Below are 15,625 nucleotides of genomic sequence, written 5' to 3' on the forward strand. Positions count from 1 at the left end.
CAGACATGATTTCTATCGCAGCTATTCTCAAAAATGAACAGCCTTATATATTGGAATGGCTAGCCTATCATATGGCACTTGGCATCACGGATTTTTATATTGCTGATAATATAAGCAATGACGGTAGTAGTGAGCTGCTGTACCATCTTGATAAATTAAATATTATTACAAGAATTGAACATCCAACAGAAAACAACAGCCCACCTCAACTTAGCGCTTATAATAAAATTTTGTCTTTGGTTGATAAAGATAAATGGGTTGCGTTTATCGATGCTGATGAGTTTATACACCCAGACAACTTCGAGGATGGTCTGGATATAATAGCACCTTTATTACATGATCAATCTAATGGGGCTATCTCACTTAACTGGGCCGTTTATGGTTCTTCACATTCAATTTTACCTGATAGTGGGTTAGTCATTGAGAGATTTACCAAGCGAGCAACAGATGACCACCCGGTAAACAAACATTACAAATCAATTGTTCGCGTACGCGATGTTATAGGTACAGGGCCAACCCCCCATGCCTTTAAAATCAAAACTGAAAAAAACTTTGTTATGACTAGCGGCAGAAAACAAGAAAAAATAGATGGTATAAGCGATATCATAGAATGGACTGGAATCAGGCTTAACCATTATGTAATTAAATCGCGTGCTGAATTTATAAACAAAAAGTCTGCACGAGGGCGTGCAACCACTATGAAAGAAAGTCTTGGGAGAAACATAACGTTCTTTAATAACCATGATTTAAATCATGTTGATCAAACACTACCATTATGGTTTATAAGAAAAGTTAAAAATGAAATTGAAAGAATTAAAATCAAACTTAAAGAAAGCTCTTATGAACCAGTTAATAAAAATATTTTAGAACCCTTTTACCGCACTTCTAAAAAAATGGGCCGTGGCGTTGTTGATATATTAACGAAAGAAAAGAACATCCTGACTTTAAGAGGATGGGCTGTTGAAAACTCTAAAGCAGCCCTGCATAATGTAGTTGCCGTAGTAAACAACACTTATCTAGTATCTCCGCACGATACAACACTATATGACCGACCTGATGTACTGCGAGCAGGAATAAGTGATGAAATAAAATGCGGATTCCAAACAACTATAATACTCCCTGATGTTGAATTATCAGAAATACAAATTTATGCTGTGAACAGTGTAGGACTCGCTTGCGTCGAATTTAATCTAAATGCTCACGCAAAAAATATTTCGGCTTAATAATGATGAAATATAATATAAGCTTATCTATTAAGAGACCTGACCTTGAGGATTTTAAATTCTCAATCGATAGTCCAAACAATTCAATTTACGAAAAATCAAATTATTCTGCTATACACTTATCAGGTTGGCTACTTTATCGAGGTTTAGCAATTGACTTTTTCATTCTTAGCAAAGGGAAGAAAAAAAAGTACTCATGCAATACAAACAGAAATGATGTAGCAACTAAATTTGGAAACTTAGTTGATGTAATGTGTGGCTTTAGCTATGCAATTACCACTCTAGAAACATTTTATTTTGGAGTAACTATTGATGAAACTGATTATATCGTAGCAACAATATCAATCAGTTCAGCGCAAAAGGTACTTGTAGGTCATGATGGGTATCTTTTCTTAGATCATGATACCAATCAAAGTAAAGATCAATTCCTTGGGTTAAAAACGATAAAACCAAACGACCTTAAGATTTGGGAGAATTATTTTAAGAACACCAAATATCATATGACTGAGAAAGGAATTGAATTTATATTTTGCCTGGCTCCAGCAAAAGAGAATGTATTAGAATCTTATTACCCATTTAAGAAATCAGATAAAACTCCTATAGAGCAATTATTATCTATTAATAACGATATCATCTATCCATTAGAGTTACTAAAGGATATAGGTGATTCTTCTTATTCTAAAATAGACACTCACTGGAGTGATTTTGCTGCATTACAAGTTGCTGAATATTTGGACAATAAATTAACAGGTAACAACAGTAAATCTAATGAACTTAGATATCCATTTTATATTCAGCAGGTTAGTGGTGATTTAGGGATAAAAACAACACCAAAAAAATCGCAAGCAATATTAAAGGCCGATTTCTCAGAAATTTATAAAAAAATCATATATGATAATAAAATAAACAATAGGGGATGGGTAAGGGTTTTCCAAAACGATCTATCTATGCATGATGATACCATTGTATTCTTCGGTGATTCTTATTCAATAAACATGCTCCCCTACTTCGTTAATAAATATAAACGTGTTGTGCACATTTTTTCAGGGGCAAGTATTGACTATGATGTTATTGAGCATGAAAAACCAACAAAAGTAATTATTGAGATTGCTTCTAGGTTTATCATTACTCCTCCTAAAGAGAATTTTTGTTTTACATCCGAGATATCTAGAAAACATGGAAGTTCTATAAGTATAAAAGAAAAAGAAAATCTTCATCCATCTTTAAATTTATACACAAATAAAATGAACCGCCTGTGTTTTTAAAATAAATAAAATCGCATTGTAAATGCCTTAACCTTCGGAATGTAATGCTACAAATTTAATTTAAATATAACAATTAATATTTATGTTGGTACAAAGTATGAATATAACTCTTGCTGGAACCGGCTATGTCGGTCTTTCGAATGCTGTTCTTCTGGCTCAGCATCATCAGGTTATTGCCCTTGACGTCGTAGCTGAAAAAGTCGAGCAGATTAACCAGCGTCTTTCCCCTATTGCTGATAAAGAGCTTGAAGATTACTTAGCCAACAAGCCACTTAATCTGCGGGCCACGCTGGATAAATTCGAAGCCTATGAAAGTGCAGAATTTGTCATTATCGCTACCCCGACTGATTACGATCCTGAGACCAATTACTTCAACACGAATACCGTCGAAGCCGTGATCCGCGATGTGATGAGTATTAATCCGCATGCCGTTATGGTCATTAAGTCCACTATCCCGGTGGGCTTTACTGAGCGCATGCGTCAGGAGTTTGGTACGGATAATCTGATTTTCTCTCCCGAGTTCCTGCGTGAAGGCCGTGCTCTGTATGACAATCTTCATCCGTCACGTATCGTCGTGGGTGAGTGCAGCGAGCGGGCGCAGCGTTTTGCCGATCTGCTGAAAGAAGGTGCCATTAAACAGGATGTACAGGTGCTGTTAACCGGCAGTACCGAAGCCGAAGCAATCAAGCTGTTTGCTAATACCTATCTCGCTATGCGTGTTGCGTATTTCAACGAGTTGGACACCTATGCTCAGTCTCATGGGTTGGACAGCCGTCAGATTATCGAAGGTATCGGTCTGGATCCGCGTATTGGTACGCACTACAACAACCCTTCGTTTGGCTATGGCGGCTATTGCCTGCCGAAAGATACCAAACAGCTGCTGGCGAACTATCAGGAAGTGCCGAACAACCTGATTCGCGCAATTGTCGATGCTAATACGACCCGTAAGGATTTTATTGCCGACAGCGTGATCGCCCGCAAGCCTAAGGTTGTTGGGATCCACCGTCTGGTCATGAAAGCGGGTTCCGATAACTTCCGCTCATCCGCCATTCAGGGGATCATGAAGCGCATTAAGGCGAAGGGGATCGAGGTGGTGGTCTTTGAACCCACCATCAAAGCAGAGAGTTTCTTTAACTCCCGCGTCATTCGCGAATTAGAAGAATTTAAAGCCACTAGCGATGTGATACTTTGCAACAGAATGGCGAGCGAGTTAAGTGACGTAGCGGATAAGGTCTACACAAGGGATCTTTTTGGATCTGACTGATCTATAGTTATATTTCAAAAATTCGCTGTCCCTACAACCTCTGGATTGCATTCATTTCCTTGCCCCAGTGGAGCACAGACTGCTGTTCCGTATGATTAAGCGAGTAACGGAGCGTTAATCCGGCCTTATGAATTACTAAAGTTTTCTATAATTTGGTCGCTTACTGTGTAAGTAGTTCATCCAACCTAATACTAATAATAACTTGAGTGTTTAAACCGAATGACAAACCGTTACACGCTTTCTGCAACACCATTGATTACCTCCAATGCGAAGTTGCGCTGGAACGTTGATACAACGTCCAAGCATGGGCCTTTAACACTGAACCATGGCCGCATTGAAGTTCGCGGCTGGTTACTGGCAGAGGGCGAACGCTCTCCACATCTTGCCATCAAGAACGATTACGCGACCTATAGCTATCCGTTAAATGTCAAACGCCCTGATGTAATAGCTGCCATCCTGCAGGAACCCGCGGATAATCATCCCCGCTTAAGCTGTGGCTTTAGTGTTAATGTGCCCTTCTCGTCTCAAATCTCCATCGGGCTGGAGTCTGATGGCTTGATTACATGGCTAACGGAGTTGAACTTCTCCCCTGCCTGATAAGTTTTCCTTTGTGCCAGCTACCAGCGTTTCGCTGGTAGCTGGCGCAGCATTCCGATAATCGGTTGGATAAAAATGTGAACCTCTATATTGCCGCCATCGTTAAAGATGAATTTGCAGGCCTGCTTGAGTGGATAGCGTATCACCGGGTGTTAGGCGTGAAGGGTTTTGTAATTGCAGATAATGGCAGTCGTGACGGAAGCCGCGAGTTGCTCTCTTCCCTGGCGCGCCTGGGGATTGTGACGGTTATCGATCAACCGGATTTAGTAAATCAAAAACCGCAGCTCCCGGCCTACGAACGTATTTTACGTAGCTGTTCCCGTGATATTGATCTGCTTGCCTTTATCGATGCCGATGAATTTTTATTGCCCTTATCGCCCGATTTAAATGTCGTAGATTTCTTCGCTTCACAGTTTACTGATGAAAGCGTTAGCGCCATTGCCCTTAACTGGGCCATTTTTGGCTCCAGTGGTGAACTCTTTGCCGAGGATGGTCTGGTCACCGAACGTTTCACTCGCCATGCACCTATAAAATTTAATGTTCACCACAACTTCAAAAGCGTGGTGAAGCCCGAGCGCGTGAACCATTTTCATAATCCACATTGTGCTGACCTGCGCTATGGCCGCTATATCGATGCGCTGGGCAACCACCTTGTTTTACACCCTAAACATGGCCCTGGTGTCAGTGCAGAAGTGGTCTGGAACGGAGTACGGGTCAACCATTACGCGGTTAAATCGCTGGAAGAGTTCTTACTCGGTAAACACTTGCGCGGCAGTGCCGCCTCGGCAAACCGCGTAAAACACAAAGCCTATTTCAAAGCGCACGATCGCAATGACGAAACCTGCCTGCTGGCGGCCGCGCTGGCCCCTAAAGTCAAAGCAGAAATGGCAGCGTTGCAGGCGCAGCTGGATGCCTTGCCAGAAGAAGAGAGTCCCCAGAAGAGCGACTCCTGGCTGGCGACCCGCGTTAAAAAGTTAATCGGCTAAAAGACATTTTCCCCTTATTCGACAGGAGTCAGAAGTGGCCTTCCCCACTTCCGGGTAGTGAATCCTCTAATGCATAGCGATTATCACTGGCACCCTCTGGCGCTGCCAGACACCTCTTTATCCCGTGCGGGCTGGTTCCTGATCCAGGGCACCCTGCGTGCCCGCCAGCCACGGGGTGAAACCCGCCTGCGCTGGCAGTGCAGCGAAGGGACCTGGCATGAACAGGTTCTTCCCATTACCCGCCGCGGCACACTACAGGAGCTGGTCTGGCTGCCGGTGGGTGCCTGCCAGGTGGGGCTGCTCGCCAGCAGCGAAGGGGCAGAGTGTGAGCTGAACATTACCCGCTTTGCGCAGGTGTCTGCGGGCAAGAGCCTCTGGCGTCGTTTACGCCGGGTGTGGCCTTTTTATCAGCGTCTGAATGCGCAAAAGCGCAAACGTCTGGGGCTGTCGTGGCATCTGTGGTTTACCGATTTACAGCAGGCTTACGACCTGGTGGGCAAGATCCGCGACGACAGGCCGCTGCACGCCTACGAACACTGGCTGGCGAATTTTGACATCGTCCAGCCCGGTGAGCGCAGGTTGATTGATCGTCTGCTGACCCGCTGGGGCAACCTGCCCCGCGTCTGTCTGCATCTGGTGAACGGCGGCGATGAGGCGGCACGCCAGCGCACGCTGGCCAGTATCGCGGCACTCTGTTATCCGACAACGCACATTACCGTGCTGGAACAGCCCCCTGCCGCAGGCAGGACTGCGGGTGAATGGCAATGGGCCATTCCCGTGGGTGCAGAACTCGCCCCGGCTGCGTTAGTGTGGCTGGCACACCAGCTGCGCCAGACCCCGGATGCAAAATGGATCTATGGCGATCACGATCTGCTGGATGAGAAAGGCAAGCGCCACTCGCCAGCCTTCAAGCCAGACTGGAACGAAACGCTGCTGCACAGTCAGAACTATATCGGCTGGTGCGGCCTCTGGCAGGAACAGGGCACGGCCGCCATCCCGCAGGATGGGGCTGACAGTTATCGCGGATGGTTGCAGCTGGCCCACCAGCTTGCACCGCAGGATATCGCCCACATCCCTGCCCTGCTGATGCATGTCCCGGACACGCTCCCGCAGCAGGATGGCTACGAAACGCTGGCAAGCCTGCTGCAGGACCTGCCCGTCGGGGTAACGCTGGAGTCTGCCCCACACGGGATCTGCCGCTGGCGCTGGCCGCTTCCGGCAGAGCTGCCACGGGTGTCGGTGATTATTCCCACCCGCAATGGTCTGGCGCATCTCAGGCCGTGCATTGAAAGCCTGGTGCAGCACACCCGTTATCCGAATATCGAAATCATGGTGATGGATAACCAGAGCGACGATCCTGAAACACTGGCTTATTTTGCCCGTATTACCCGTGATTACGGGGTCCGGGTTATCGCCTGGGATCATCCGTTCAACTACTCCGCCATCAACAATGCCGGGGTTCGCGAGGCCACGGGCGAGCTTATCTGCCTGCTGAATAACGACACCGAGGTTATCAACCCTCTGTGGCTGGATGAGATGGTCTCGCACCTGCTGCGTCCGGGCGTGGGGATTGTCGGGGCGAGGCTCTTTTATGGCGATGGCCGGGTGCAGCATGCGGGCGACGCCGTCGGGCCGGGTGGGTGCGCCGATCACTTTCACAGTGGGCTGGCCGCCGATGAACCCGGTTACCAACGCAGGGCGGTGAGCGCTCAGGAGCTGTCGGCCGTGACGGCGGCCTGCCTGCTTACCCCTCGCCAGCTCTTTTTATCCCTGAACGGCTTAGATGAGGTCAATCTGCCGGTCGCCTTCAACGACGTGGATTACTGTCTGCGGATGGGTGAGGCAGGCTGGCGGATCGTCTGGACTCCCTTTGCCGAGCTGTACCATCATGAGTCGGTCTCCCGCGGCAAAGATGTCACGCCAGAACAGCTGGCGCGTTCCCAGGGAGAACTGCGCTACATGAAAAAACGCTGGGCGCAGCGGCTCCAGCACGATCCCGCATACAATCCCAACCTGAGCTATGACCGTCCCGATTTCTCGTTAAGTCATACTCCTAATGTGGTGCTGCCATGGACGAACTGATCAGAAAGGCACTCTTTAAACCGTATCTGAAGTTGAATAAGCAAAGCAGTGAGACGCAGCCGGACAGCTGGCCCGAGTGCCGTTCATTGTTGATCCTGCATGAAGGAAACTCACCGACGCTGGCCTATTTTGAAGCGGCGATCAGAAGCCGTTTTCCCGACGCTGTTTGTCAGCTGGTGGATACCTTAACCACGTCGGCTATCGAAGTGGATAAAGGGGCCGCCATCGTGGTCATTCGCTTTATCTCCTCGCAGTGGCAACGCGAAATTGCGCGCAACATGGATGACCTCTCCCAGGTGGTCTATTTTATGGATGACGATCTGTTCGATCCGTCAGCCTTAACGGCGTTACCCAAAGCCTACCGGACGAAAATTATCCGACGTTCTGCGGCCCAGCACCGCTGGATCACCACCCATTGCGATACCATCTGGGTCTCGACGCCCTATCTGGCCAATAAATATGCGCACCTTAACCCTGATGTGGTGCCTGCCCAGCCGACACCGCGGCTGCTGGCCGTAACCCGACCGGTCAAGATTGCCTATCATGGCTCCAGCTCGCACCAGGCAGAAAAGTACTGGCTGCGGGAAGTGGTCGAAGGCGTGTTGAACCAGTGCCCGCAGGCCAGTTTCGAAATTTTTGGCGAGCACGAAATCTATAAACTGTACCGCGACCTGCCGCGTGTGACGGTATTACACCCGATGAGCTGGCAGAACTATCTGGACTACACGCAACATCACCGGGTTGATATTGGCCTGGCCCCGTTACTGGAATCAGAATTTAATATGGCGCGCGGGCCGGTAAAATTTTATGATTTCGTGCGCATGGGCGCGGTGGGGGTCTACAGTAATTGCGCCCCGTACAGCGACTTTATCGAGCAAAATATCAATGGCGTGCTGCTGAACAACGATCCGCAAAAGTGGATCGACACCTTATCGCTGCTGGTAAATTCCGGGCAAAAACGTCAAACGCTGGCGAATAATGCGAAGGAATACACGTACTCGTTAATGAGTTAAAACAGAACAGCACGGGAATACCGTATTCCCAACCTGCATCAGGCCTTGTTTCCCCATGTGCCTGCCGCTAAAACACGGCCTGAACGGATAGCAGAGGCTGTGTTCTGGTGAACATTTCATCCAATAGAAAAAGTAAAAACGCTTATGAAAATCCTTGTAACCGGTGGAGCCGGTTTTATCGGTTCTGCTGTTGTTCGCCATATCATCCGTGATACCCAGGATGCGGTGATCAACCTTGATAAGCTCACCTATGCGGGCAACCTCGAATCGCTGGCTGACGTAGCCGCAAGTGACCGCTACGCCTTTGAGCAGGTGGATATCTGTAATCGCGCGGAGCTGGATCGGGTCTTCGCCACCCACCAGCCGGATGCGGTGATGCATCTGGCCGCTGAAAGCCACGTGGATCGCTCCATTACCGGCCCGGCCGATTTTATCGAAACCAATATCGTCGGCACCTATACGCTGCTCGAAGCGGCCCGCGCATACTGGAGCGAGCTGGATGAAGCCCGCAAGCAGGCGTTCCGTTTCCATCACATCTCCACCGACGAAGTGTATGGCGATCTGCCGCACCCGGATGAAGTGAGCGCAGGTACAGCGTTACCGCTGTTTACCGAAACCACCCCGTACGCGCCAAGCAGCCCGTACTCCGCGTCAAAAGCCTCCAGCGATCACCTGGTGCGCGCATGGCGTCGTACCTATGGCCTGCCGACCATCGTCACCAACTGCTCTAACAACTACGGCCCGTATCACTTCCCTGAGAAGCTGATCCCGCTGGTGATCCTCAATGCGCTGGATGGCAAAGCGCTGCCGATCTACGGCAAAGGCGATCAGATCCGCGACTGGCTCTACGTTGAAGATCACGCCCGTGCGCTCTACACCGTAGTGACCACCGGCGTGGTGGGCGAGACCTACAACATCGGCGGCCACAACGAGAAGCAGAACCTGGACGTGGTGCACACCATCTGCGACCTGCTCGACGAGATGGTGCCGAAAACCGGTTCTTACCGCGACCAGATCACCTACGTGACTGACCGCCCGGGCCACGACCGCCGCTACGCCATCGATGCCAGCAAAATGAGCCACGAGCTGAACTGGCAGCCGCAGGAGACCTTCGAGTCCGGCATCCGTAAAACCGTGCAGTGGTATCTGGATAACCAGCAGTGGGTCAACAACGTGAAAAGCGGCAGCTATCAGGACTGGATCGCGAAGAACTATCAGGAGCGTAACTGATGCATATTCTGCTGTTCGGCAAAAATGGCCAGGTAGGCTGGGAACTGCAGCGCGCGCTGCTGCCGCTGGGTCGTATCACGGCGGTGGATTTTGACTCTACCGATTACTGCGGTGACTTCAGCAACCCGGAAGGCGTGGCCGAGACCGTGCGTCTACTGAAGCCGGACGTGATCGTCAACGCCGCCGCGCATACCGCGGTGGATAAAGCCGAGAGCGAACGCGACTTCGCCGAGCTGCTCAACGCCACCAGCGTTGCCGCCATCGCCAAAGAAGCCGAGGCGCTGGGCGCCTGGCTGGTGCACTACTCCACCGACTACGTCTTCAACGGCAGCGGTGAAAAACCCTGGGTAGAGACAGACCAGACCGCGCCGCTGAACGTCTACGGCGAAACCAAGCTGGCGGGCGAACAGGCTGCCGCGCTCTGCTCCCGTCATCTGATCTTCCGCACCAGCTGGGTCTATGCTGCCCGTGGCGCCAACTTCGCCAAAACCATGCTGCGTTTTGGTAAAGAGCGCAGCGAGATGTCGGTCATTAACGATCAGTTTGGTGCACCGACCGGCGCAGAGCTGCTGGCCGACTGCACAGCCCATGCGATTCGTATCGCGCAGGATAAACCCGACGTTGCCGGGCTTTATCACCTGATCGCCTCAGGCACCACCACCTGGTTCGACTATGCCCAGCGGGTATTCGCGACCGCTCGCGCGGCGGGCGTTGAGCTGGCTGTCACTCAGGTGAATGCGGTTCCGACCAGCGCCTTCCCGACCCCGGCTAAGCGTCCACATAACTCACGCCTCGATACCAGCAAGTTCCAGCGCACCTTCGGGATGACGCTGCCGGACTGGACGATCGGCGTTGATCGCATGCTGGCTGAAATTCTTGGAAAGTAAACGCATCAAGGTATGCTATGCGTGCCTTGTTTTAGCGACACGGACCTTTGTCAGGGAGCGGCTTTTTTAGCTTCCCTTTACAGCAATCAAACAGATGGTAGTGAGGGCGTTGCGCCCCTCTACAGCAAAACAGAAGAATTGAAGGATTATGAACAAGCGTAAAGGTATTATTCTGGCCGGTGGGTCAGGGACTCGTCTCTATCCGGTCACCATGGCGGTGAGCAAACAGCTGCTGCCAATCTACGACAAACCGATGATCTACTACCCGCTGAGCACCCTGATGCTGGCTGGTATCCGCGATATCCTGATCATCAGCACCCCGCAGGATACGCCGCGCTTCGAGCAACTGCTGGGTGACGGCAGCCAGTGGGGCCTGAATCTGCAGTATAAAGTGCAGCCAAGCCCGGACGGTCTGGCCCAGGCCTTTATCCTCGGCGAAGAGTTTATCGGCGGCGACGATTGCGCGCTGGTGCTGGGCGATAACATCTTCTACGGCCACGATCTGCAGAAACAACTGGAAGCCGCCGCAGCCAAACCTGCGGGCGCCACCGTCTTTGCCTATCATGTACACGATCCTGAGCGTTATGGCGTGGTGGAATTTGACCATGAAGGCACCGCAATCTCTCTGGAAGAGAAGCCGCTGGAACCGAAGAGCAACTATGCGGTAACCGGCCTCTACTTCTATGACAACCGCGTGGTTGAGATTGCCAAAAGCCTGAAGCCGTCGCCGCGCGGCGAGCTGGAAATCACCGACGTGAACCGTATCTACCTTGAGCAAGGCGATCTGTCCGTCGCCATGATGGGCCGTGGTTATGCCTGGCTTGATACCGGCACCCATGAGAGCCTGATTGAGGCCAGCAACTTCATCCAGACCATCGAAACCCGTCAGGGGCTGAAAGTGGCCTGTCCTGAAGAGATTGCCTACCGTCTGAAGTTTATCGATGCCGACCAGGTGCGCAAATTAGCCGCGCCGCTGGCGAAGAATGCTTACGGGCAATATCTGCTGAAAATGCTCAAGTAGTCATCATTAACTCCTGGGGCGTTAAGCCCCATTTATGAATCAGGCCGTAATCATGAACGTAATTCAGACCGCCATTCCCGACGTCTTCATCTTTGAGCCGAAAGTGTTTGGCGATGACCGTGGTTTCTTCTTCGAAAGCTTCAACCACCAGCAGTTCGAAGCGGCCATTGGCCGCAGCGTAAACTTCGTCCAGGACAACCACTCCAAGTCCTCTAAGGGCGTATTACGTGGCCTGCACTACCAGCTGGCACCGCATGCGCAGGGCAAACTGGTGCGTTGCGTGGCCGGTGAAGTGTTCGACGTGGCGGTGGATATCCGTAAAAGCTCCCCGACCTTTGGTCAGTGGGTGGGCGTGCACCTGTCTGGCGAAAACAAGCGCCAGCTGTGGATCCCGGAAGGTTTCGCCCACGGCTTTATGACCCTGAGCGACACCGCAGAATTCCTGTACAAAACCACCAACTACTATGCGCCAGAGAGCGACCGCGGTATCCGCTGGAACGATGAGACCATCGGCATTACCTGGCCTACCATCGATACCGAAATCCTCACCTCTGCCAAAGACAGCGTTGCCAAATCCTTCCCTGACGCAGAGTACTTCTGAGTCCCACGCCCCGCAGTGACGCGGGGCGTTTTCTGATGCACAGAGCGCGAATGAAATTTTACACAGGTTCAGCCGGGATCCTGGCCCGAAAAGCACAGATCGAGCCGATGCTTGGTCGCCCGTTACACGCCTTCAAGGCCAGCATGCAGCTGGCGCAGGACGATGTCCTGGTCGGCTGGGGCCAGAAAGCCAATACCCGACAGATCAAACAGAAAGCCCATGAACGCGGGCTGCCGTACTGGCAGCTGGAAGATGGCTTTATCGGGTATATTGGCCACCCCGCCAGAGGGGGCAAGGCCGTCTCCCTGATCGCCGATCCTGTGGGAATTTACTATGACGCTCGCCAGCCCAGCCGCCTTGAGCAGCTGATCGCTACGCCCTGCGATGCCAGAATGGTGGCGCGGGCGGAAGCGCTGACCCGCGAACTGCTACGTCTGGGCATCACCAAGTACAACTGTTACGCCGCAGACAGCGGGTTACCCGATGCGCTGGCCACCCGCCTGCACAACGATCCTCGCCCTAAGGTGTTGCTGATTGACCAGGTGGCGGGAGATCTCTCCATTCCCGGCGCGCTCGCAACCACTGAGGATTTTGAGGCGATGGTCGCGGCGGCGCGGCGTAACCACCCTGGCGCCCGCCTGCTGCTGCGCACCCACCCGGACACCCGGCTGGGCAAGAAGCGCGGCGTGCTGGCGCAGATGCAGCTGGACGACGTGGAGCGGGTCACCGATCACTGCCATCCCCACGCCCTGCTGAATGAAGTGGAGGCTGTCTATACCGTCTCCTCGCAGATGGGGTTTGAAGCCCTGCTGCTGGGCAAAGCGGTCTACTGCTTCGGCATGCCGTTTTACGCGGGCTGGGGGCTGACCCACGACAGCAAAACCTGCCCGCGTCGCCAGGCGCAGGTGAGCCTGCCGCAGCTGGTGGCAGCGGCGCTGATCCTCTATCCCCGCTATCTGGACCCGGTTCTGGGCCAGCGCTGCGAAGTGGAGCAGGTGCTGCAGATTATTGCGGGGCAGTTGACCCCCGCCCCGCGCTATCGCCGTCTCTATATGGTGGGCTTCTCGCTGTGGAAACGCGCCTTTATGCGCGCCTTCTGCCAGCCGCTGGCCACGGAGCTGCACTTTGTGCGCACCCCGCCTGCCCAGCTGGCAGACGACGAGCAGGTGCTGGTCTGGGGTAGCCGCTACCCTGAACTGGCGAACCCGATCCGTGTGGAAGATGGCTTTATCCGCTCCCGGGGGCTGGGTTCGAATCTGTGCCGTCCTTCCTCGCTCTCCATCGACCCGGTGGGGATCTATTTTGACAGCCGCCGTCCGAGCGGGCTGGAGCAGTTGCTTAATCAGCAGCCGCTCAGCGAGCAGGAGCTGGAACGCGGTGCCGCGCTGGTGGATCTGCTCCGCCAGCATGGGGTCAGCAAATATAACGTTGGTACGGTGCAGCCCTTCACGCCGCCAGGCGACGGGCGTGCGCTGGTGCTGGTGGTGGGCCAGGTAGATGGCGATGCCTCGATCCTGACCGGCAGCCCGGTGATCCGCAGCAACGAGCAGCTGCTGTGGGCGGTGCGCGCCGCCCGGCCGGACGCGCATATCCTGTTTAAACCGCACCCGGACGTGGTGGCGGGCAACCGGGCCGGGGCTATCTCGGCCGAATGCCTGGCACGCTGCGTTGACAGCCAGGTGCTGGATCTCGGCCTGACCAGTCTCTATCCCCATGTCGATGAGCTGCACACCATGACCTCCCTCAGCGGGTTTGAAGCGCTGGTCCAGGGGGTGAAGGTCACCACCTGGGGCCAGCCGTTCTACAGCGGCTGGGGGCTGACCGAAGATATCCATCCTGCTGAACGCCGTCAGCGCACCCTGCCGCTGGCCGCGCTGGTCTATCTGACGCTGGTCGCCTATCCGCGCTACATCGACTGGCAGAGCGGCCTGTGGATGAGCCCTGAACAGCTGATCCGCCAGCTGGCGGTACAGGGAAACTCATCCTCGCAGAAAGCCAGCCGCTGGCAGCGCTGGCAACTCAAACTGAGCTATCTGGCTCAGACGCTTCGCTAGAAAACTATTTATCCCGATTTATTAAAGAAAAGCGGTCATCAAGTCGCTAACAAACATGTCTCATCAACGGAACCGATCTGGGAAAAACAATGGAAGAGCAAGCTATCCGCCACCTGCTGAATGGCCGTCGGTATCTTTTACTGCAAGGACCGATGGGTCCCTGCTTTTCACGTCTGGCGAGCTGGTTGCAGAGCAGCCACCGCGAAGTGAAGCAGGTCTGCTTTAATGCCGGAGACGCCTGGTATGCCGCGAAAGAGACCGCGCTGCACTACACCGGCTCCGTGAAGAATTTTGCCTTCTGGCTGCGCGAACTGCATAAAACCTACGCCTTCGACACCATCGTCTGTTTTGGCGATTGCCGCCCGATGCACATCGAAGCGAAGAAGTGGGCGCGCAGCAAATCCATCGATTTCCTCGCGTTTGAAGAGGGCTATTTCCGCCCGTACTATATCACCCTGGAAAAAGGGGGGGTGAACGCCTTCTCTTCGATGCCCATCGATGCGAAGTATTATCGCGAGCAACCGCTGCCGGAGGTGAAAACCCCGACGCCGTGGAAACCCAGCGCCTTTAACCGCGCCTCCCATGCCATGCTCTACTACGCGGCAGGCTGGTTTGGCCGCCATCGCTACCGGGGCTATCGCCACCACAAGTCGTTCTCGCCGTGGTACGAGATGCGCTGCTGGTTCCGCGCCGGTCGCCGCAAACTGTGGTATCGCTGGAAGCAGCGCCACATGCTGAGCCATATCACCGGCACGCTGGATAACGAATACTACCTGGCGATTTTGCAGGTCTATAACGACAGCCAGATTATCCACCACAGCCCGTATAAAGACGTGCGTGACTATATCGAAACCGTGATCCGCTCCTTTGCCCGCCATGCGTCAAAAGAGCACCATCTGGTGTTCAAGCATCACCCGATGGATCGTGGTCACCGCTATTACGGCACCCTGATTAACACGCTGACTGAAAAGTACGGCATTCCTGGCCGGGTGATTTATATCCACGATCTCTCCCTGCCCGCCCTGCTGACCCACACCCGCGGGGTGATCACCGTTAACAGCACCGCAGGGCTATCGGCGCTGATCCATAACAAGCCGCTCAAGGTGATGGGCAAAGCGCTGTACGACATCGAAGGATTAACCTGGCAGGGGCCGCTGAACCAGTTCTGGCAGGCGGATTTCGCGCCCGATAAAAAGCTGTTCCAGCGTTTTCGTACCCACCTGCTCTATCAAACGCAGATCAACGCCGTCTTTTACGGCAAGTCTGACTGGCTCAACATCCCGACCGAAGTCCCTCTGCCGGCACCGCTCGCCGATTCCGAACTCGAACGTTAATTCATCCCCACGCCGGGGAAATTACCCCGGCGGATCCGATCCACACCGCGCTTTTATCCCTCCGTTGT

The 15,625-nt window shown here is 52.9% G+C and carries 13 protein-coding genes; all 13 read left to right on the top strand.

The window, feature by feature from the left end; translation table 11 throughout:
• Positions 1 to 5 precede the first annotated feature (5 nt).
• Positions 6 to 1,223 carry a glycosyltransferase family 2 protein gene (locus ABIE02_RS10925; RefSeq protein WP_186371202.1) on the top strand — a complete coding sequence of 406 codons (1,218 nt, stop codon included), beginning with the start codon at positions 6 to 8 and terminating at the stop codon, positions 1,221 to 1,223.
• Positions 1,224 to 1,225: 2 nt separating this feature from the next.
• Positions 1,226 to 2,488: a hypothetical protein gene (locus ABIE02_RS10930; protein ID WP_144884319.1), complete on the top strand. Its 1,263-nt coding sequence runs from the start codon at positions 1,226 to 1,228 to the stop codon at positions 2,486 to 2,488.
• A gap of 97 nt (positions 2,489 to 2,585) precedes the next feature.
• Positions 2,586 to 3,752, top strand: a complete 1,167-nt coding sequence (locus tag ABIE02_RS10935; protein ID WP_336994893.1) for a nucleotide sugar dehydrogenase — start codon at positions 2,586 to 2,588, stop codon at positions 3,750 to 3,752.
• 219 nt (positions 3,753 to 3,971) lie between these two features.
• Positions 3,972 to 4,349: a hypothetical protein gene (locus tag ABIE02_RS10940; RefSeq protein ID WP_336994894.1), complete on the top strand. Its 378-nt coding sequence runs from the start codon at positions 3,972 to 3,974 to the stop codon at positions 4,347 to 4,349.
• A gap of 77 nt (positions 4,350 to 4,426) precedes the next feature.
• Positions 4,427 to 5,335 carry a glycosyltransferase family 92 protein gene (locus tag ABIE02_RS10945; protein ID WP_336994895.1) on the top strand — a complete coding sequence of 303 codons (909 nt, stop codon included), beginning with the start codon at positions 4,427 to 4,429 and terminating at the stop codon, positions 5,333 to 5,335.
• 69 nt (positions 5,336 to 5,404) lie between these two features.
• Positions 5,405 to 7,417 (top strand): glycosyltransferase family 2 protein, encoded by a 2,013-nt coding sequence (locus ABIE02_RS10950; protein ID WP_336994896.1) that lies wholly within the window; start codon positions 5,405 to 5,407, stop codon positions 7,415 to 7,417.
• Positions 7,405 to 8,430 carry a glycosyl transferase group 1 family protein gene (locus tag ABIE02_RS10955; protein ID WP_059308798.1) on the top strand — a complete coding sequence of 342 codons (1,026 nt, stop codon included), beginning with the start codon at positions 7,405 to 7,407 and terminating at the stop codon, positions 8,428 to 8,430. Before ABIE02_RS10950 ends, ABIE02_RS10955 begins: the two co-directional genes overlap by 13 nt.
• Before the next feature lie 144 nt (positions 8,431 to 8,574).
• The gene (gene rfbB / locus ABIE02_RS10960) at positions 8,575 to 9,660 is read left to right on the top strand and encodes a dTDP-glucose 4,6-dehydratase (protein ID WP_016236890.1); all 1,086 of its coding nucleotides are present in this window, start codon (positions 8,575 to 8,577) and stop codon (positions 9,658 to 9,660) included.
• Positions 9,660 to 10,547, top strand: coding sequence for a dTDP-4-dehydrorhamnose reductase (gene rfbD, locus ABIE02_RS10965; protein ID WP_059308800.1), 888 nt, complete (start codon positions 9,660 to 9,662; stop codon positions 10,545 to 10,547). Before rfbB ends, rfbD begins: the two co-directional genes overlap by 1 nt.
• 148 nt (positions 10,548 to 10,695) lie before the next feature.
• Positions 10,696 to 11,568, top strand: a complete 873-nt coding sequence (rfbA, locus tag ABIE02_RS10970) for a glucose-1-phosphate thymidylyltransferase RfbA (protein ID WP_059308801.1) — start codon at positions 10,696 to 10,698, stop codon at positions 11,566 to 11,568.
• 52 nt (positions 11,569 to 11,620) lie between these two features.
• Entirely contained in the window at positions 11,621 to 12,169 is a 549-nt protein-coding gene (rfbC, locus tag ABIE02_RS10975) for a dTDP-4-dehydrorhamnose 3,5-epimerase (protein ID WP_059309150.1), read from the top strand.
• Between the two features lie 50 nt (positions 12,170 to 12,219).
• Positions 12,220 to 14,223: a capsular polysaccharide biosynthesis protein gene (locus tag ABIE02_RS10980; protein ID WP_336994897.1), complete on the top strand. Its 2,004-nt coding sequence runs from the start codon at positions 12,220 to 12,222 to the stop codon at positions 14,221 to 14,223.
• An 89-nt stretch (positions 14,224 to 14,312) separates the two neighbouring features.
• Positions 14,313 to 15,557 carry a capsule biosynthesis protein gene (locus ABIE02_RS10985; protein WP_112300418.1) on the top strand — a complete coding sequence of 415 codons (1,245 nt, stop codon included), beginning with the start codon at positions 14,313 to 14,315 and terminating at the stop codon, positions 15,555 to 15,557.
• The last annotated feature ends 68 nt before the right edge of the window (positions 15,558 to 15,625 follow it).

The sequence above is a fragment of the Leclercia sp. 1548 genome, from assembly GCF_050435045.1.
Taxonomy (GTDB): Bacteria; Pseudomonadota; Gammaproteobacteria; order Enterobacterales; family Enterobacteriaceae; genus Enterobacter; species Enterobacter adecarboxylatus.

Coding starts and splice junctions, on each gene's coding strand:
- ABIE02_RS10980 (WP_336994897.1), top strand. CDS start 12,220: ATGAAATTTTACACAGGTTCAGCCGGGATCCTGGCCCGAAAAGCACAG.
- rfbC (WP_059309150.1), top strand. CDS start 11,621: ATGAACGTAATTCAGACCGCCATTCCCGACGTCTTCATCTTTGAGCCG.
- ABIE02_RS10940 (WP_336994894.1), top strand. CDS start 3,972: ATGACAAACCGTTACACGCTTTCTGCAACACCATTGATTACCTCCAAT.
- ABIE02_RS10950 (WP_336994896.1), top strand. CDS start 5,405: ATGCATAGCGATTATCACTGGCACCCTCTGGCGCTGCCAGACACCTCT.
- rfbD (WP_059308800.1), top strand. CDS start 9,660: ATGCATATTCTGCTGTTCGGCAAAAATGGCCAGGTAGGCTGGGAACTG.
- rfbB (WP_016236890.1), top strand. CDS start 8,575: ATGAAAATCCTTGTAACCGGTGGAGCCGGTTTTATCGGTTCTGCTGTT.
- ABIE02_RS10955 (WP_059308798.1), top strand. CDS start 7,405: ATGGACGAACTGATCAGAAAGGCACTCTTTAAACCGTATCTGAAGTTG.
- rfbA (WP_059308801.1), top strand. CDS start 10,696: ATGAACAAGCGTAAAGGTATTATTCTGGCCGGTGGGTCAGGGACTCGT.
- ABIE02_RS10925 (WP_186371202.1), top strand. CDS start 6: ATGATTTCTATCGCAGCTATTCTCAAAAATGAACAGCCTTATATATTG.
- ABIE02_RS10935 (WP_336994893.1), top strand. CDS start 2,586: ATGAATATAACTCTTGCTGGAACCGGCTATGTCGGTCTTTCGAATGCT.
- ABIE02_RS10985 (WP_112300418.1), top strand. CDS start 14,313: ATGGAAGAGCAAGCTATCCGCCACCTGCTGAATGGCCGTCGGTATCTT.
- ABIE02_RS10930 (WP_144884319.1), top strand. CDS start 1,226: ATGATGAAATATAATATAAGCTTATCTATTAAGAGACCTGACCTTGAG.